Below are 16,230 nucleotides of genomic sequence, written 5' to 3' on the forward strand. Positions count from 1 at the left end.
CCGAATTCCCACAGGATTGAATGCCATGAACTACGAACAACCCAAGCAACTGCAAGCCGCCATCCTCGACTGGGCTGGCACCGTGGTCGATTTCGGCTCCTTCGCACCGACCCAGATCTTCGTCGAAGCCTTCGCCGAGTTCGGCGTGCAGGTCAGCCTGGCAGAAGCCCGCGGCCCCATGGGCATGGGCAAGTGGGACCACATCCGTACCCTGTGCGACATCCCGGCCATCGCCGAGCGCTACAAGGCCAAGTTCGGCCGCGTGCCGAGCGACGATGACGTCACCGCCATCTACGAGCGCTTCATGCCGCTGCAGATCGAGAAGATCGCCGAGCATTCGGCGCTGATTCCCGGGGCGCTGGATGCCATTGCCACCCTGCGCAAGGGCGGGCTGAAGATCGGTTCCTGCTCCGGCTACCCGGCGGTGGTGATGGAGAAGGTCGTGGCGCTGGCCAAGACCAACGGCTACGTCGCCGACCACGTGGTCGCCACCGACGAAGTGCCCAACGGCCGTCCGCACCCGGCCCAGGCGCTGGCCAACGTGATTGCCCTGGGCATCAATGACGTCGCGGCTTGCGTGAAGGTCGACGACACCTGGCCGGGCATCCTCGAAGGCCGCAGCGCCGGCATGTGGACCGTGGCGCTGACCTGCTCGGGCAACGCCCTGGGGTTGACCTACGAGCAGTACAAGGCGCTGCCGGCCGAGAAGCTCGATCAGGAGCGTCGTCGCATCGGGCAGATGTTCGAGGGCTCGCGGCCGCATTACCTGATCGACACCATCGCCGAACTGCCGGCGGTGATTGCCGATATCAATGCGCGGTTGGCGCGGGGCGAGATGCCGCAGGGCTGCTGATCCCGAGCGATAACAAAGAAGGCCCGCTTGATGCGGGCCTTCTTTCTTTTGGCTCTTGATGACTTCCAGCGAAACATCCGAGCACTCCGGACCGCCCCTTTCAGTAGGCCTCGTTGGATCGAAGTTTCAGGGGTTGAGCGACATGGATGTCGCGAGAGCCACGATGGGCCAGGGATGGCCCGTCGTGGCGTGCCCCTGAAACTTCGATCCAACGAGGTATTTTTCGCCCCAAGCGAAAAACCGGATGGAGGGGCAAGCGCTTTGGTTACTTTCTCGCGTTTGAGAAAGTGACTCGCCCGAGGGGGCGAAACCAGAAGTCCCAGTGCACTCCGAGGCGGCGCATGAACACCAAGCAAGAATGCTCAATTCACAACGTTCCGCACAAACCGCACCAGCACATCCCCATGGTTCTGATAGGAAAACGGCTGGTTGCTCTTGAACACATGGAATCCGCCGGCCTCGACCTCCACCGTCTCCTCGGCCAGCACGATGGTCAGCCGGCCCTCGATGACATAGGCCATGTCGTACCAGCCTTCGGCGTCGGGCTCGGCGTTGTAGCGGTCGCCGGGGGCGAGTGCCCAGTGCCAGAGTTCGGCCTGGCGCGTGGCGGGCGTGCTGGCGAGGAGGGTGCCGCGGCTGTCGGGCTGCTGGCCGCCCCAGGCGACGGCGTCTACGCGGGTCAGGCCGCCGGTGGCCGGTGGGCGTACCAGGTCGGCGAAGGTCACGTGGAGCGCGGCGGCGATGCGGTCGAGGGTTGCGAGGCTGACGTTGTTGTCGCCTCCCTCGATGCCGACCAGCATCCGCCGGCTGACGCCCGAGGCCTTGGCCAGCGCGTCCTGGCTGAGGCCGGCGCTACGACGGTGCGTCTTCACGTTATCGGCGACGTGGACCAGCACGCTGGGACGTTCAGAAGGGGTGGGCAGTATATTGCTCATTCTGGCCTTTTTGCGCATTATGTTGCGCATAACAGTCAATCAAGATTTTCCCACCGTTGCAACGCCTGTCCTGGTCCGCATCATGCCTCGCTCTCGCTTTCTTTCCACTGTCTTTCCCATCCTCATCCTGATCGTGTCCATGGCCTCGATCCAGACCGGTGCGTCCGTCGCCAAGAGCCTGTTCCCGGTGCTCGGCGCGGAAGGCGTGACTTCCATGCGCCTGATCTTCGCCGCCATCCTCCTGCTGGCAATCCTGCGGCCGTGGCGCACCTCCCTGCGCGGTAAACCGCTCAAGCCGCTGTTCATCTATGGCGTGACGCTGGGCCTGATGAACCTGACCTTCTACATGGCGCTGCAGACCATCCCGCTGGGTGTCGCCGTGGCCCTGGAGTTCACCGGGCCGCTGGCGGTGGCGCTGTTCTACTCGCGCAAACCCATCGACTTCCTGTGGATCGCCATCGCGGTGGTCGGTCTCGGCCTGCTGCTGCCGATCGCCGACTTCGGCAACGGCATCGACCCCAAGGGCGCCGCGCTGGCGCTGGGAGCGGGAGTCTGCTGGGGGCTCTACATCATCTTCGGCCAGCGCGCCGGCAACGACCTGGGCGCCCAGGGCGCGGCGCTGGGCATCAGCATCGCGGCGATCTGCGTGGCGCCGATCGGCCTCGCGCACAGTGGCATGGGGTTGTTCGATGTCAGCCTATTCCCGGCGCTGCTGGGCGTGGCGATCCTCTCCAGCGCCTTGCCCTACACCCTGGAAATGATTGCGCTCACCCGTTTGCCTGCACGCACTTTCGGCACGCTGATGAGCATCGAGCCGGCGTTCGGTGCGTTGTCCGGCCTGGTGTTCCTCGGCGAGCAGCTGACATCGCACCAGTGGATCGCCATCGGTGCCATCATCGTCGCTTCGGTGGGCACCACGTTGAGCAGTCGGCCAAAGCCGGCGCTGGTCGCCGACTGAGAGCGGTGTCCGACAGGAAAAAGCCGCCCGAGGGCGGCTTTTTTGCGTGCGTGGGTGTCACCCCTCCACGCGCATTTCCTTCAGCAGGATCTGCCGCTTGGCGCTGCGCGACAGGCGGATGCACAGCATGACCGCCGCGCAGGTCAGGCCGACGATCAGGCCTTCCCACAGGCCGCGCGGGCCGGTGGGCTCCTGCAGCCAGTGGGCCAGGCCGAGGCTGTAGCCCACCGGCAGGCCGATGCCCCAGTAGGCGAACAGGGTCATGATCATGGTCGCGCGGGTGTCCTGGTAGCCGCGCAGGGCGCCGGCGGCAGTGACCTGCACGGCATCGGAGAACTGGAACAGCGCCGAGAACACCAGCAGCGTGGCGGCCAGCGCCAGCACTTCCGGGTCCTGGGTGTAGAGCCCGGCGATGTGCTCGCGCATCAGCAGCATGCCGCTGGCGGAAATGCAGGCGTACGCCAGCGCCGCGCCCATGCCCACGCCGGCGGCGAAGCGCGCATCGCGCGGTGCGCCGGCGCCGAGGGACTGGCCCACGCGCACGGTCACGGCCATGGCCAACGAGTAGGGGATCATGAACACCAGTGCACTGAAGTTCAGCGCCACCTGGTGCCCGGCGACGACCTTCTCGCCGAGCTCGCCGATCAGCAGGGCGATCACCGAGAAGATGCTGGATTCGGCGAATACCGCGATGCCGATGGGCAGGCCCACCGCCACCAGGCTGCCGATCACCTTCGGCTGCGGCAGTTCCCAGTGGCTGAACAACTGGCTCGGCTGGTAGACCTTGGCCCAGTTCACCCAGAACAGCATGCCCAGCAACATGAACCACATCACCGAGCCGGTTGCCCAGCCGCAACCGGGGCCGCCCAGGGCCGGGAAGCCGAGGTGGCCGTAGATCAGCACGTAGTTGATCGGGATGTTCAGCATCAGCCCGCAGATGCCCAGCACCATGCTCGGCCGGGTGCGGCCCAGGCCGTCGCTGTAGCAGCGCAGTACGTGGTACAGCGCCACCGCCGGCAGGCCGCAGGCGATACCGCGCAGGTAGAAGCAACTGGGCTCGATCAGCGCTTCCTCGACCTTCATCGCCCGCAATACCGGCTCGGAGAGCAGCCACAGCGTCGCGCCCGCCAGCGGGCCGACCAGCAGCGCCAGCCACAGCGCCTGGCGTACCAGCGGGCCGGTCCCGGCCTGGTCGCCGGAACCATAGCGCTGGGCCACCTTGGCGGTGGTGGCAAGCAGGGTGCCGGTCATCAGCAGGAACACCGGAATCCAGATCGAGTTGCCCAGCGCCACGGCCGCGAGGTCACGCGGGCCGACGCTGCCGGCCATCACGGCATCGACGAAGCCCATGGCGGTAGTGGCCAGCTGGGCGATCATGATGGGCGCTGCGAGGGTCAGCAGTTCCTTGAGTTCGGTGGCGGTGCGCCGTCCGCGGGAGACGGGCTGGGCGAGGCTGGTCACGGCTTTCCTTGGCGAAAGAAATTGGCGGGAAGCCGACCAGTTTAAGGGCTGACGGGCCGGTCAGGAAGTCTTGCCTGCGCCGCGCGGGACCGCGCGCAGGGCTGAAGGATCGGCGCTGACGCAGGGCGCATAACGCGCCAGCGTTATCCGCCTTGAAGGGAGCGGCGGATAACCTGTTCCAGGATATGCGCCCTACATGGCTGTGCGGGACCGAGCGCAGCAGCGCTGGTAAAGTACCTGCTGCCGATTTCTGGAGTCAGCCCATGCGTATCCTTGCCGATGAAAACATTCCCCTGGTCGAAGCCTTCTTCGGTGCCCACGGCGATATCCGCCGTCTGCCGGGACGCGGCATCGACCGTGCCGCCCTGGGCGATGCAGAAGTGCTGCTGGTGCGTTCGGTGACAGACGTCAGCCGCGAGCTGCTCCAGGGCAGCCAGGTGAAGTTCGTCGGCACCTGCACCATCGGCACCGATCATCTCGATCTCGATTACTTCGCCGAGGCCGGTATCGCCTGGTCCAGTGCGCCGGGTTGCAATGCCCGTGGCGTGGTCGACTGGGTGCTGGGCAGCCTGCTGGCGCTGGCCGACGTGCACGGCGCGAAGCTCGCCGAGCGCCGCTATGGCGTGATCGGCGCTGGGCAGGTAGGCGGTCGTCTGGTGGACGTGCTGCGCGGTCTGGGCTGGGATGTGCGCGTCTGCGATCCGCCGCGCGCGGCTGTCGAGGGCGGCGATTTTCGCAGCCTGGAAAAAGTGCTGCGCGAGTGCGACGTGATCAGCCTGCACACGCCGCTGACCCGCGACGGCGACAACCCGACCCGCCACCTGATCGACGCCGAGCGCCTCAAGGCACTGCGCCCCGGCACCTGGCTGATCAATGCCAGCCGCGGCGGTGTGGTCGACAACACCGCGCTACGCGTTCACCTGGAATCCGGCGCGAATCTCGACGTGGCGCTGGATGTCTGGGAGGGCGAGCCGGAGGTCAATGTGCGCCTGGCCGAACTCTGCCGCATCGCGACGCCGCACATTGCCGGCTACAGCCTCGACGGCAAGCTGCGCGGCACCGCGCAGATCTACGAGGCGTTCTGCGCCTGGCAGCAGCGCGCGCCGGAAGTCGATCTCGACGACCTGCTGCCCGCGCAATGGCTGGCCGAACTGAGCCTCAAGGAAGAGTGCGACCCGGACTGGGCACTGGCGATGCTCTGCCGTGCGGTCTATGACCCGCGCAGCGATGACGCCAACTTCCGTCGCAGCCTGGTAGGCGATACCAAGACCCGGCGGGCGGCCTTCGACGCGCTGCGCAAGCACTACCCGCCGCGGCGCGAGATCACCGGGCTATGGGTGGACATCCAGGGTGATTCGCCGCGCCTGGAAAGCCTGCTGACCGCCTTGGGCGCCAACCGGGTCGGGGAATAGGGCGGACGCGCCGCCGCACCGACTGTCAGCGGCGTGGCTGCTCGCAGGTCTTGTCCAGTTCCTGGCAGGCGCGCTGGATCATGTCTTCGGTGATCGGGACCTCGCGGCCCTGGGCATCGATGATCGAGCCGCCGACCGGCTGCTGCGGGTTGCGCGGGGCGGGGCGGGGAGTGGGTTCACGGTGGGTTTGCAGGCTCATGGCCAATCTCCTCTACATCAGGTTCGTTGCAGTCTAGGCAGATCAGATGAAAGCCCGGTGACAGAGGCTGCGCGTGGCAGCGCCGAAGAACCGTCACCGAAGACAGGCGACCAATGCCCTCGCAGATTGCATGCCAATCGCGTGGTCCCCGGTCGTCTGCTTGTCGTTATAGTGAGTGGAACCGTCGCTTCCCTGGTCCGACCCGGCCTTGCGCCGGTGGTTCGAAGAAGTTTCCCTCGAGGTTGAGTATGGACAGGATTCGCATAGGGCTGATCATCAATCCGCTGGCCGGTATTGGTGGCCGCACGGCGCTCAAGGGCAGTGACGGGGTGGCCGAGCTGGCCCTGGCGCGCGGCGCGCAGCCGCGGGCAGCGGAGCGCACCCGCGTGGCGCTGGAGCATCTGTTGCCGGTGCGCGAGCGCCTGGAGTTCCTCACTTTTCCCGGCGCCATGGGCGCCGAGCTGCTGGCGAGCATGGGCTTCGGCCACCGCCTGGTCGGCGTGCTGGAAAAGGAGCAGAGCAGTGCGGCGGATACCCGTCACGCCGTACAGGCGCTGCAGGAGGCTGGCGTGGCGCTGATCCTCTTCGCCGGTGGCGATGGCACCGCGCGGGACGTCGCCGAAGTGGCCCGCGAAGGCCAGCCGGTGCTGGGCATCCCCGCCGGGGTGAAGATCCACTCCGGCGTCTATGCCATCAGCCCGCGGGCCGCCGGGGAACTGGCACGACGACTGGTGGACGGCGGCCTGGTGCGCCTGACCCAGGGCGAAGTGCGCGACCTCGACGAAGCGGCGCTGCGCGAGGGTCGTGTCGCTGCGCGCTGGTATGCCGAACTGACGGTGCCCGAGGAAGGTCACTTCATGCAGCATGTGAAACAGGCTGGCATGGAGACCGAGGAGCTGGTGCTGGCCGATCTCGCCGCCTGGCTGGAAGACAGCTGGGAAGACGACGTACGTTATGTCTTCGGCCCCGGTTCGACGCTGCATGGGCTGGCTGCCGACCTGCACCTGGACACCACGCTGCTGGGCGTCGACGTGGTCGAGAACGGTGAAGTGATCGCCCGCGATGTCACCGAGGCGCAGTTGTTCGAGCTGGTGCACGGCCACCCGGCCTTCCTGCTGGTGACGGCCATTGGCGGCCAGGGGCATGTCCTCGGCCGTGGCAACCAGCAGATCAGCCCACGGGTGCTGCGCGCCATCGGCATCGAACGGCTGCGGGTGATCGCCACCAAGCGCAAGCTCGGCACCCTCGAAGGCCGGCCGCTGCTGGTGGACAGCGGCGACGCCGAGCTGGACGCAAGCTTCCCCGCTGCAGTGCGGGTGTGGGCCGGTTACAAGGAAGAACTGCTCTATCCGCTGGGCTGGGGCAGCGAGGGTTGAAACCGCTCGAAGGCACGGTGGTGATTACCCGCGTTGCTGATCTAGACTCCTGCACTTCGTGAAAACGGGACGAGGGAGCAGGGCCATGCATTCGGGCGGTTGTCTGTGCGGCGCAGTGCGTTTCGAGATCGATGGCGAACTGGCGCCTGTCCAGGTCTGCCATTGCAGCCAGTGCCGCAAGGCCCAGGGCGGGCCGTTCGCCACCAACATTCCCGTGGACCGCGCGGCCTTCCGCCTGCTCGGCGGCGAGTCGCAGCTGGGCGAGTATCGCGCTACCGCCGATAAGAAGCGCGTGTTCTGCCGCACCTGCGGCTCGCCGATCTACAGCGCCCGCGATGCCCTGCCGGAGACTTTGCGGGTGCGTGCGGGAACCCTGGACGAGCCGGTACGGACAAAGCTCGAAGCACATTATTACGTCGCGTCCCGCGCCAGCTGGTGGCCGCTGGAGGACAATCTGCCCCGTCACGAGGGTGCAAAACCAGGATGAATGAGCTGGCGCAGCCGCCAGTACTCAGGGAGTAGCAGGGTCAGTGGGAATGGAACGAAAATTTCGCGTGCTGGTGCTCGGGGGCTACGGCAACTTCGGCAGCCTGATCGTACGGCGTCTGAGCGGTATCGAAGGAATCCGCGTCCTGGTGGGCGGACGCGACCAGCGCCGCGCCAATGAGCTGGCCGCGCAGGTGGGCGGCGAGGCGGTGTGCCTGGATATGAACCAGCCGACCCTGGCCGGCCGCCTCAACGAGCTGAAGGTGGACCTGGTGATTTCCACCGCCGGTCCCTTCCAGGGGCAGGATTACCGCGTCGCCCGTGCCGCCATCGGCGCCCGCGCCCATTACGTCGACCTGGCGGACGCGCGCCAGTTCGTCTGCGGCATCCACGAACTCGACCGCGCCGCGCGCAGTGCCGGCGTGCTGGTCTGCAGCGGCGCCAGTTCGGTGCCTGCGCTGGCCGCCTCGGTGATCGACGAACTGCTGCCACGCTTCCAGCGGCTGGACAGCATCCACCATGGCATCAGCTCCTCGGCAAAGATTCCCGGGGAGGCCACAGTGTCCGCAGTGCTCGGTTACTGCGGCAAGCCGTTGCGGCAGTGGCGGCAGGGACGCTGGCAGGACGTGCACGGCTGGCAGGGGCTCAATCGCCACCGCTTTCCCGCCCCCCTGGGCAAACGCTGGCTGGCCCATTGCGATGTGCCGGACCTGGATCTCTTCCCGCAGCGCTATGCCGGCGTGCAGGACGTACGTTTCTCCGCCGGCCTGGGGCTGCGGCTCACCCAGTTCGGTACCTGGGGCCTGTCCTGGCTGGTGCGCGCCGGCCTGGTGAAGGATGCCGCACGACTGGGCGCAGGCCTGCATCGCATGGCCGTGGCCATGGAGCCGCTGGGCGATGGCCGCAGTGGCATGTTCGTCCAGCTGCAAGGCCTTGACGGCGAAGGCAAGCCACTGCTGCTGTGTTGGGAAATACTTGCGCAGCGCGACCATGGCCCGAATATCCCCTGCATGGCGGCGGTGGCACTGGCCCGCAAGCTGGCCGCCGGGGAACTTCGCCAGCGTGGCGCCACGCCCTGTATCGGCCTGCTCAGCAAGGATGAATACGTGGCTGAACTGGAGGGCCTGGATATATCCCACGGCCTGCGTGAGCTGGCCGTGCATTGAGTGCCGGCTGTTGCTCAGGCAACAGTCGATCAGCAGCGCTGTTGCCTGAGTGACATGAGTCACCCCCGGCTCTCCGCTCAAGTGCCCTGAAACCGCACATTTCCCTGTTGGTACGGCCCTTGCTCAAGGCTTCTGTACCTAGCGCAACAGTCAACAGGGAAAACCCATGACCAGCCCCATCAAAGTGGTCGCCGTCTCCGGCGGCACCTATCGCCCCTCGCGCACCCTGGTGCTTACCCAGGCCGTGCTCGACGCCCTCGGCGAGCAGCTCCCGGTAGAAGCCCAAGTCATCGAATTGGCTGACATCGCCCGCCCGCTGGGTGCCGCGCTGTCCCGCCAGGAGCTCTCCGCCGAGCTGGAAGCCACCTTGCGCGAGATCGAGACCGCCGACCTGCTGGTCGTCGCCTCGCCGGTCTACCGCGGTTCTTATCCGGGCCTGCTCAAGCACCTGTTCGACCTGGTGGACATGAACGCCCTGATCGACACCCCGGTGCTGCTCGCCGCCACCGGTGGCAGCGAGCGCCACGCGCTGGTCCTCGACCACCAGTTGCGCCCGCTGTTCAGCTTCTTCCAGTCGATCACGCTGCCCATCGGCGTGTACGCCAGCGAGGCGGACTTCGCCAACTACCAGATCACCAGCGACACCCTGCGCGCGCGCATCCAGCTGGCCGCCGAGCGCGCCGCGCCGCTGTTCGCCCGTCCGCAACTGCGCAAGACCGCCTGAGGAGCCCTCGATGAACGTGTTCTGGTTCCTGCCCACTCACGGCGACGGCCACTTCCTCGGCACCAGCGAGGGCGCGCGCCCGGTATCGCTGCCGTATCTCAAGCAGATCGCCCAGGCCGCCGATTCCCTCGGCTACTACGGGGTGCTGATTCCCACCGGTCGTTCCTGCGAAGATTCCTGGGTGGTCGCCTCGGCCCTGGCGCCCCTCACCGAGCGCCTGCGCTACCTGGTGGCGATTCGTCCGGGAATCATCTCGCCGACCGTCTCCGCGCGCATGGCCGCGACCCTGGATCGCCTGTCCGGCGGACGCCTGCTGATCAACGTGGTCACCGGTGGCGATCCGGATGAAAACCGTGGCGACGGCATCCACCTCAGCCATGCCGAGCGCTATGAAGTCACCGACGAGTTCCTGCGCATCTGGCGCCGCGTACTGCAGGGCGAGTCCGTGGACTTCGCCGGCAAGCACCTGCAGGTGGAGAACGCCAAGGCGCTCTATCCGCCGATCCAGAAGCCGTATCCGCCGCTGTACTTCGGCGGCTCTTCCGCGGAGGCCCACGACCTCGCCGCCGAGCAGGTGGACGTCTACCTGACCTGGGGCGAACCGCCACAGGCGGTCGCGCAGAAGATCGCCGACGTGCGCGAGAAGGCGGCGAAGCAGGGGCGCAGCGTGAAGTTCGGCATCCGCCTGCACGTGATCGTCCGCGAAACCGCCGAGGAAGCCTGGCAGGCGGCCGACAAGCTGATCGCCAACATCTCCGACGAGACCATCGCCAACGCGCAGAAGTCCTTCGCCCGCTTCGATTCCGAAGGCCAGCGGCGCATGGCCGCGCTGCACGGCGGCCGGCGTGACCAGCTGGAGATCTACCCCAATCTCTGGGCCGGCGTCGGCCTGGTGCGCGGCGGTGCCGGCACCGCGCTGGTGGGCGACCCGCAGCAGGTCGCCGAGCGCATCAAGGAGTACGCGGACCTGGGGATCGACAGCTTCATCTTCTCCGGCTACCCGCACCTGGAAGAGGCGTATCGCTTCGCCGAGCTGGTCTTCCCGTTGCTACCCGAACCCTATGCGAGCCTCGCCGGGCGCGGCGTGACCAACCTGACCGGGCCCTTCGGCGAAATGATCGCCAACGATGTGCTGCCCGGACGCAAGGCCGGCTGAGCCCCACCCATGACGTGCCGGGCAGGAGCCCGGTACGCATTCAATCGAACAAAGAGGAAGCGAGCGTGAACGCCAAGACGCGTCTCGACGCACAGACACCTGGGCAAATAGCTCAACGACTGGCCGGCGGTTTCGCCGAAACCGCCGCCGAACGCGACATCCGCGGCGGCACGCCGAAAGCCGAGCGCGACGCGCTGCGCCAGAGCGGCCTGTTGTCGCTGATCATCCCCAGCGAATACGGCGGCCTGGGCGCCGACTGGAGCACCACGCTGGACATCGTCCGCCAGTTCGCCGTGGTCGATAGCTCCATTGCCCATGTGTTCGGCTTCCAGCACCTGATGCTGGCCACCGTGCGCCTGTTCTCGCGACCCGAGCAGTGGCAGCCGTGGTTCGAGCTGACCGCGCGCAACCAATGGTTCTGGGGTAACGCCCTGAACCCGCTGGACACCCGCACCGTATCGCGCAGCTTCGCCGGCTGGCGCGAGTTCTCCGGGCGCAAGAGCTTCTGCTCCGGCGCGCTGGATTCGGAAATGCTCATCGCCTCGGCGCTGGACGGCGAGGGCGGCAAGCTGCTGATCGCCGCCATTCCCACCGCGCGCAGCGGCATCAGCCTCGCCCACGACTGGGACAACATGGGCCAGCGCCAGACCGACAGCGGCAGCGCCACCTTCGAGCGCGTGCGCGTGGAGGAGAGCGAGCTGCTGCTCGATCCTGGCCCGCTGAGCACGCCGTTCGCCTGCCTGCGCCCGCTGATCGCGCAACTGATCTTCACCCATGTGTTCCTTGGCATAGCTGAAGGTGCGTTCGAAGAGGCGCGGCAGTACACGCTCAAGGAAGCTCGCCCGTGGTTCCGCTCCAACGCCGCCACGGTCAGCGAAGACCCTTACGTGCTTGCCCATTACGGCGAGTTCTGGGTCGGCCTGGAAAGCACCCGCCTGCTGGTGCGCCGTGCCGCGCAACTGCTCGACGAGGCCTGGGGCAAGGGCGCCGCGCTGGACGCCGAGGAGCGTGGCCGGCTGGCCGTGGCCATCGCCACCGCCAAGGTCGCGGCCACGCGCAACGGCCTGGAAATCTGCAACCGCCTGTTCGAGGTCACCGGCGCACGTTCCACCCATGCCGCACTGCGCATCGACCGCTACTGGCGCAACCTGCGCACCCAGACCCTGCACGACCCGGTGGACTACAAGGTCCGCGAGCTGGGTGACTGGGCGCTGAACCAGCAACTCCCGCAACCGACTTTCTACTCATGAATGCGACCACACCCGAGGGTCTGCTGACCCTGCCCAAGTCCCCCGCGCTGGCGACTTCCATCCGCGCCACGGCCCAGGTTTTCGAAGACCCGAAATCCCAGGCATTGCTCGACCACCTGCAACAGGTCGCGCCCAGCGAGGCCAGCGTTCTGATCATTGGCGAAACCGGCACCGGCAAGGAATTGGTGGCGCGGCACATCCATAATCTCAGCGTGCGACGGGGCGGTCCGTTCGTGGCGGTGAACTGCGGCGCCTTCTCCGAATCCCTGGTGGAGGCCGAGCTGTTCGGCCACGAGAAAGGCGCCTTCACCGGTGCGCTGGCGGCGAAGGCCGGCTGGTTCGAGGAAGCCGATGGAGGCACCCTGTTCCTCGACGAGATCGGTGACTTGCCGATGCCGATCCAAGTGAAACTGCTGCGCGTGCTGCAGGAACGCGAAGTGGTGCGCCTGGGCTCGCGCAAGAGCATCCCGATCAACGTGCGGGTGCTGGCGGCCACCAACGTGCAGCTGGAGAAGGCGATCAACGCCGGGCACTTCCGCGAGGACCTCTACTACCGGCTCAACGTGGTCAGCCTGGAGCTCTCGCCGCTGCGCGAGCGGCCCGGCGACATCCTCCCGCTGACCCGCCATTTCATCGCCGAATACAGCCGTCGCCTGGGCTACGGGCAGAGCCAGCTGAGCGCCGAGGCGGCGCAGAAGCTGCGCAGCTATTCCTGGCCGGGGAACATCCGCGAGCTGGAAAACGTCATCCACCACACTTTGCTGATCTGCCGTGACGGCGTGGTGCGCGCGCAAGACCTGCACCTGTCCAACCTGCGCATCGAGCGCAGCGACGAGCCGCGCCTGGAATCGCTGGGCGCCGAGCAGATTCTCCAGCAGGCCTTCCAGCGCCTGTTCGAGGAGCAGGGCGGCAACCTGCACGCACGGGTGGAAGACGCGCTGCTGCGCGCAGCCTATCGCTTCTGCCACTGCAACCAGGTGCACACTGCCAATCTGCTGGGCCTGAGCCGCAACGTCACGCGCACGCGGCTGATCGAGATCGGCGAACTGGTGGTGAACAAGCGCCGGGGCGCGGCGGTGATCGACCCGGACAGGGGCGTGCGGTTGTCGATCTAGGCCCGTCTATTTGGAGGTATTCGCCACGGGCAACTGATCCACGGCAACGAAACCGGCCACTGGCCAGCCTAGACTCCGGGACCGCCCCTCCCCAGCGAAAGGAGTCACCCATGCACGTGGACATCGCCATCGTCGGCGCCGGCCCCGCCGGGCTTTGCCTGGCCCGCTCGTTGTCGGGCAATGGCCTGTCGATCCTGCTGATCGAGCGCCAGCCGCTGGCCGCCGTGGCCGAACCCGCCGAGGATGGCCGGGAGATCGCCCTGACCCACGCTTCACGCGCCGAGTTGCAACGCCTGGGGATGTGGTCGCGGATCGACCCGCAGGAAGTCTCGCCGCTGCGCGATGCCCAGGTGCTCAACGGTCCGTCGCTGTTCACCCTGCGCATCGAGGCGGAACAGGCCGGGGCCGAACAGCTGGGCTACTTCGTGTCGAACCAGATGATCCGCCGCGCGGCGTTCGATGCAGTGCACGAGTGCCCGGACGTCTCGCTGGTCTGCGGACGTGCACTGCGCTCGCTGCGTGTCGGGCAGAACGGCGTGGACCTGACGCTGGATGACGACAGCCGCGTCCATGCGCGCCTGCTGGTTGCCGCCGATAGCCGCTTCTCCGAGACCCGCCGCATGCTGGGTATCGGCGCGAGCATGGAGGACTTCGGCAAGACCATGATGGTATGCCGCATGGCCCACGAGAAACCGCACCACAACGTCGCCTGGGAATGGTTCGGCTACGGCCAGACCCTGGCGCTGCTGCCGATCAACGGCGACCGCTCCTCGGTGGTACTGACCCTGCCGCAGCGCGAGATGGCGCCGCTGCTGGAGATGGACGAGAAAGCCTTCGCCGCCGAAATGGAACGTCGCTTCGACCGCCGCCTGGGCGGGATGGAACTGCTCGGCCCGCGGCACAGCTACCCGCTGGTGGGCGTCTACTCCGACCGCTTCGTCGGCCCGCGCAGCGCGCTGATCGGCGATGCCGCCGTCGGTATGCATCCGGTGACGGCGCACGGCTTCAATTTCGGCCTGCAGAGCCAGCGCCGGCTGGCCAATGAAATCCTCGCGACCCACCGCCGGGGCGGCGATATCGGCGGTTCCTGGCCGCTGCGCCGCTACGCCATGGCCCATCGCCTGGCGACCTGGCCGCTGTACCAGGCCACCCGGCTGATCGTCGGCATGTACACCGACCCGCGTCCTCCGGTTCGTCTGCTGCGCAATGCCGGCCTGCGCCTGGCGCAGAACCTGCCGCCGCTGCGGTCGGCGATTGCCAGGCACTTGACGCAAGGCGCCTGAGAGCGTTCTCCCGAGGCTTCAGGCGGCCTCGGTCCGCCGCGCCTTCTTCTGCTCCAGCTCCTTCACCAGCGGCAGTACCTTCTCGCCGAAGTAGCGCACCTCTTCCTGGAAATGCAGGAAGCCCGCCAGCACCAGATCCACACCGACTGCCTTTAGCGCGACGATGCGTTCGGCGATCTGTTGCGGCGTGCCGATCAGGTTGGTCTTGAACCCGTCGTTGTACTGCACCAGGTCCTCGAAGGTGGATTTCGCCCAGTTGCCTTCGCCTTCGGGCGAGGCGGCGCCGGCCTGTTTCGCCGCGTGGCCGAAGGCGTTCACTGCTTCCGGGTCGGCCTTGTCGATGATTTCGGCGAGCACCGCGCGGGCCTCTTCCTCAGTGTCGCGGGCGATGACGAAGGCGTTGACCCCGATTTTCACCGAATGACCGTTGGCGGCGGCCTTCTCGCGGATGTCGTCCACCTGAGCCTTGATGCCTTCCACGCTGTTGCCGTTGGTGAAGTACCAGTCGGATACCCGCGAGGCCATGTCGCGCGCGGCCCGGGAGCTGCCGCCCTGGAAGATTTCCGGGTGCGGGCGCTGGATGGGTTTGGGTTTCAGGTTGTAGTCGTGGAAGCGGTAGAAGTCACCCTTGAAGGTGAAGTTGTCCTGGGTCCAGATGCCCTTCAGGGCGCGGATGAATTCCTCGGAGCGACGGTAGCGCTCGTCGTGCTCCAGCCAGGGTTCGCCGATGGCCTGGAACTCGCCCTTGAACCAGCCGCTCACGATGTTCACGGCGATGCGGCCGGCGGTGAGCTGGTCGATGGTCGCCAGTTGCTTGGCGGCCAGTGAGGGCGTCCAGGGCCCGGGGAGGATAGCGGCGATCACCTTGAGCTTTTCGGTGGCGCCCAGCAGCGCGTGGCTGAAGGCGACGGACTCATGCTGGTTCTCGGCGCCGTAACCGGCGGTGAAGCGAATCTGTGTCAGCGCGTAGTCGAATCCTGCGTTCTCGGCGATGCGCGCCAGTTCGCGGTTGTAGTCGATGTCCCAGTGGGTGCGCTGTTCGATCTTGCTGACCACCAGGCCGCCACTGACGTTGGGGACCCAGTAGGCGAAACGGATCGGTTGCTGGCTCATGGCTCGGCTCCTCGTTGCTGCACGGCGGCGAAGGTGCCGCAAGGTGAACAGAGCGAAAGCCGTGCCACGCGAGGAAACTCCAGCCTGATCAGCAGCTTGCCGGTTCGCCGGGACAGCCGCCGGTGTTTTGCCGGGAGCAATGCTGCTGGCCAGGTGTTGGGCAGGCAACAGTGGCGGGTGCGACAACCGGCCCCTGAGCAGGCTTGGGGAAGGCTGTCAGAATTCCCCGTTCACCTGCTCCCAGAAGCGGGAACCTCCTGCGTGCGAATCCATAACAGAAGAAATCCAGGGGGCACCATCATGGCCATCACTTCCAGCGATATCTGCAACGCCGCCGAGGGCCTGTCCGGCTTCGTCGGCTTCAATCTCAAGACCGGCAAGTACATCGTGCGCTTCAGCGAGGATTCCTTCGGCATGGACGTGGCCGAGGACAGTATCCGTCCGGCGTGCGAGTTCGTCTGGGCGCCCAGGAGCGGCGAGGTGATGACCTTGAGCAGAGAGTGCCTGCAGATCCTCGCCGAGCAGAATATCCACGACAGGCTGAACCTCAACGAGGCGTTGCTCACCTATCTGCGCCGCACCGATCTGCCGGAGATCGCCGCCGAGCGTCGGCTGAAGTAATCACCACGCCTGGGCGCCGGGCGTTCGCGGGAGCGGGGAGCGCCGGGTTGCGCGAAGCCGGGGAGGGGTTCGCGGGCCCGCTCCTGCAGGGTACGAAATAGCAGGATACGTAGGAGCGGGCG

Annotated in this window: 16 protein-coding genes; 12 read left to right on the plus strand and 4 right to left on the minus strand. The window is 66.8% G+C overall.

Annotated elements, in window-relative coordinates; translation table 11 throughout:
- Positions 1-25: 25 nt before the first annotated feature.
- Complete coding sequence (gene phnX, locus PNI01S_RS06585; RefSeq protein ID WP_024762379.1) at positions 26-853, plus strand: phosphonoacetaldehyde hydrolase; 828 nt, start codon at positions 26-28, stop codon at positions 851-853.
- Between the two features lie 362 nt (positions 854-1,215).
- Here phnX and PNI01S_RS06590 read toward each other — a convergent pair whose 3' ends face one another.
- Positions 1,216-1,818, minus strand: coding sequence for a helix-turn-helix domain-containing protein (locus PNI01S_RS06590; RefSeq protein WP_065083834.1), 603 nt, complete (start codon positions 1,816-1,818; stop codon positions 1,216-1,218).
- Positions 1,819-1,870: 52 nt separating this feature from the next.
- Between PNI01S_RS06590 and rhtA the strand changes: the two genes are divergently transcribed.
- Positions 1,871-2,746, plus strand: a complete 876-nt coding sequence (gene rhtA, locus PNI01S_RS06595; protein WP_024762378.1) for a threonine/homoserine exporter RhtA — start codon at positions 1,871-1,873, stop codon at positions 2,744-2,746.
- A gap of 57 nt (positions 2,747-2,803) precedes the next feature.
- Here the strand turns inward: rhtA and PNI01S_RS06600 are convergent, their stop codons facing one another.
- The gene (locus PNI01S_RS06600; RefSeq protein ID WP_024762377.1) at positions 2,804-4,207 is read right to left on the minus strand and encodes an MATE family efflux transporter; all 1,404 of its coding nucleotides are present in this window, start codon (positions 4,205-4,207) and stop codon (positions 2,804-2,806) included.
- Between the two features lie 263 nt (positions 4,208-4,470).
- Here PNI01S_RS06600 and pdxB point away from each other — a divergent pair, with 263 nt between their 5' ends.
- Positions 4,471-5,619: a 4-phosphoerythronate dehydrogenase PdxB gene (gene pdxB, locus PNI01S_RS06605; protein ID WP_084357658.1), complete on the plus strand. Its 1,149-nt coding sequence runs from the start codon at positions 4,471-4,473 to the stop codon at positions 5,617-5,619.
- Between the two features lie 25 nt (positions 5,620-5,644).
- Here pdxB and PNI01S_RS28490 read toward each other — a convergent pair whose 3' ends face one another.
- The gene (locus tag PNI01S_RS28490) at positions 5,645-5,818 is read right to left on the minus strand and encodes a PA1571 family protein (protein WP_164488251.1); all 174 of its coding nucleotides are present in this window, start codon (positions 5,816-5,818) and stop codon (positions 5,645-5,647) included.
- Positions 5,819-6,066: 248 nt separating this feature from the next.
- On the opposite strand from PNI01S_RS28490, the gene PNI01S_RS06610 reads away from it, so the two are divergent.
- From PNI01S_RS06610 to ubiM, 8 genes are all read left to right on the plus strand, one after another.
- Positions 6,067-7,194, plus strand: a complete 1,128-nt coding sequence (locus tag PNI01S_RS06610) for an ATP-NAD kinase family protein (RefSeq protein WP_084357659.1) — start codon at positions 6,067-6,069, stop codon at positions 7,192-7,194.
- A gap of 85 nt (positions 7,195-7,279) precedes the next feature.
- Positions 7,280-7,681, plus strand: a complete 402-nt coding sequence (locus tag PNI01S_RS06615) for a GFA family protein (protein ID WP_024762374.1) — start codon at positions 7,280-7,282, stop codon at positions 7,679-7,681.
- A 49-nt stretch (positions 7,682-7,730) separates the two neighbouring features.
- The gene (locus PNI01S_RS06620; protein ID WP_024762373.1) at positions 7,731-8,846 is read left to right on the plus strand and encodes a saccharopine dehydrogenase family protein; all 1,116 of its coding nucleotides are present in this window, start codon (positions 7,731-7,733) and stop codon (positions 8,844-8,846) included.
- Positions 8,847-9,012: 166 nt separating this feature from the next.
- Positions 9,013-9,570, plus strand: a complete 558-nt coding sequence (msuE, locus tag PNI01S_RS06625) for an FMN reductase (protein WP_024762372.1) — start codon at positions 9,013-9,015, stop codon at positions 9,568-9,570.
- 10 nt (positions 9,571-9,580) lie between these two features.
- Positions 9,581-10,726, plus strand: coding sequence for an FMNH2-dependent alkanesulfonate monooxygenase (gene ssuD, locus PNI01S_RS06630; protein ID WP_084357660.1), 1,146 nt, complete (start codon positions 9,581-9,583; stop codon positions 10,724-10,726).
- Positions 10,727-10,791: 65 nt separating this feature from the next.
- Positions 10,792-11,976, plus strand: coding sequence for an acyl-CoA dehydrogenase family protein (locus tag PNI01S_RS06635; RefSeq protein ID WP_065083839.1), 1,185 nt, complete (start codon positions 10,792-10,794; stop codon positions 11,974-11,976).
- Positions 11,973-13,091 carry a sigma-54 interaction domain-containing protein gene (locus tag PNI01S_RS06640; protein ID WP_024762369.1) on the plus strand — a complete coding sequence of 373 codons (1,119 nt, stop codon included), beginning with the start codon at positions 11,973-11,975 and terminating at the stop codon, positions 13,089-13,091. Before PNI01S_RS06635 ends, PNI01S_RS06640 begins: the two co-directional genes overlap by 4 nt.
- A gap of 110 nt (positions 13,092-13,201) precedes the next feature.
- A complete protein-coding gene (gene ubiM / locus PNI01S_RS06645; protein WP_024762368.1) occupies positions 13,202-14,374 on the plus strand; it encodes a 5-demethoxyubiquinol-8 5-hydroxylase UbiM in 1,173 nt (390 codons plus the stop codon).
- 18 nt (positions 14,375-14,392) lie between these two features.
- On the opposite strand, the gene sfnG is transcribed toward ubiM, so the two are convergent.
- Complete coding sequence (gene sfnG / locus PNI01S_RS06650) at positions 14,393-15,487, minus strand: dimethylsulfone monooxygenase SfnG (RefSeq protein ID WP_024762367.1); 1,095 nt, start codon at positions 15,485-15,487, stop codon at positions 14,393-14,395.
- 300 nt (positions 15,488-15,787) lie between these two features.
- On the opposite strand from sfnG, the gene PNI01S_RS06655 reads away from it, so the two are divergent.
- Positions 15,788-16,108 (plus strand): DUF2025 family protein, encoded by a 321-nt coding sequence (locus PNI01S_RS06655; RefSeq protein ID WP_024762366.1) that lies wholly within the window; start codon positions 15,788-15,790, stop codon positions 16,106-16,108.
- Positions 16,109-16,230: the final 122 nt, after the last annotated feature.

It is taken from the genome of Pseudomonas nitroreducens NBRC 12694, assembly GCF_002091755.1.
GTDB classification, from domain to species: domain Bacteria; phylum Pseudomonadota; class Gammaproteobacteria; order Pseudomonadales; family Pseudomonadaceae; genus Pseudomonas; species Pseudomonas nitroreducens.

What these genes read in the sequence shown, in the direction of transcription:
- PNI01S_RS06640 (WP_024762369.1), top strand. Translation starts at nt 11,973, where the DNA reads ATGAATGCGACCACACCCGAGGGTCTGCTGACCCTGCCCAAGTCCCCC.
- sfnG (WP_024762367.1), bottom strand. Translation starts at nt 15,487, where the DNA reads ATGAGCCAGCAACCGATCCGTTTCGCCTACTGGGTCCCCAACGTCAGT.
- phnX (WP_024762379.1), top strand. Translation starts at nt 26, where the DNA reads ATGAACTACGAACAACCCAAGCAACTGCAAGCCGCCATCCTCGACTGG.
- PNI01S_RS06590 (WP_065083834.1), bottom strand. Translation starts at nt 1,818, where the DNA reads ATGCGCAACATAATGCGCAAAAAGGCCAGAATGAGCAATATACTGCCC.
- PNI01S_RS06655 (WP_024762366.1), top strand. Translation starts at nt 15,788, where the DNA reads ATGGCCATCACTTCCAGCGATATCTGCAACGCCGCCGAGGGCCTGTCC.
- pdxB (WP_084357658.1), top strand. Translation starts at nt 4,471, where the DNA reads ATGCGTATCCTTGCCGATGAAAACATTCCCCTGGTCGAAGCCTTCTTC.
- rhtA (WP_024762378.1), top strand. Translation starts at nt 1,871, where the DNA reads ATGCCTCGCTCTCGCTTTCTTTCCACTGTCTTTCCCATCCTCATCCTG.
- ubiM (WP_024762368.1), top strand. Translation starts at nt 13,202, where the DNA reads ATGCACGTGGACATCGCCATCGTCGGCGCCGGCCCCGCCGGGCTTTGC.
- msuE (WP_024762372.1), top strand. Translation starts at nt 9,013, where the DNA reads ATGACCAGCCCCATCAAAGTGGTCGCCGTCTCCGGCGGCACCTATCGC.
- PNI01S_RS06610 (WP_084357659.1), top strand. Translation starts at nt 6,067, where the DNA reads ATGGACAGGATTCGCATAGGGCTGATCATCAATCCGCTGGCCGGTATT.
- PNI01S_RS06615 (WP_024762374.1), top strand. Translation starts at nt 7,280, where the DNA reads ATGCATTCGGGCGGTTGTCTGTGCGGCGCAGTGCGTTTCGAGATCGAT.
- ssuD (WP_084357660.1), top strand. Translation starts at nt 9,581, where the DNA reads ATGAACGTGTTCTGGTTCCTGCCCACTCACGGCGACGGCCACTTCCTC.
- PNI01S_RS06620 (WP_024762373.1), top strand. Translation starts at nt 7,731, where the DNA reads ATGGAACGAAAATTTCGCGTGCTGGTGCTCGGGGGCTACGGCAACTTC.
- PNI01S_RS28490 (WP_164488251.1), bottom strand. Translation starts at nt 5,818, where the DNA reads ATGAGCCTGCAAACCCACCGTGAACCCACTCCCCGCCCCGCCCCGCGC.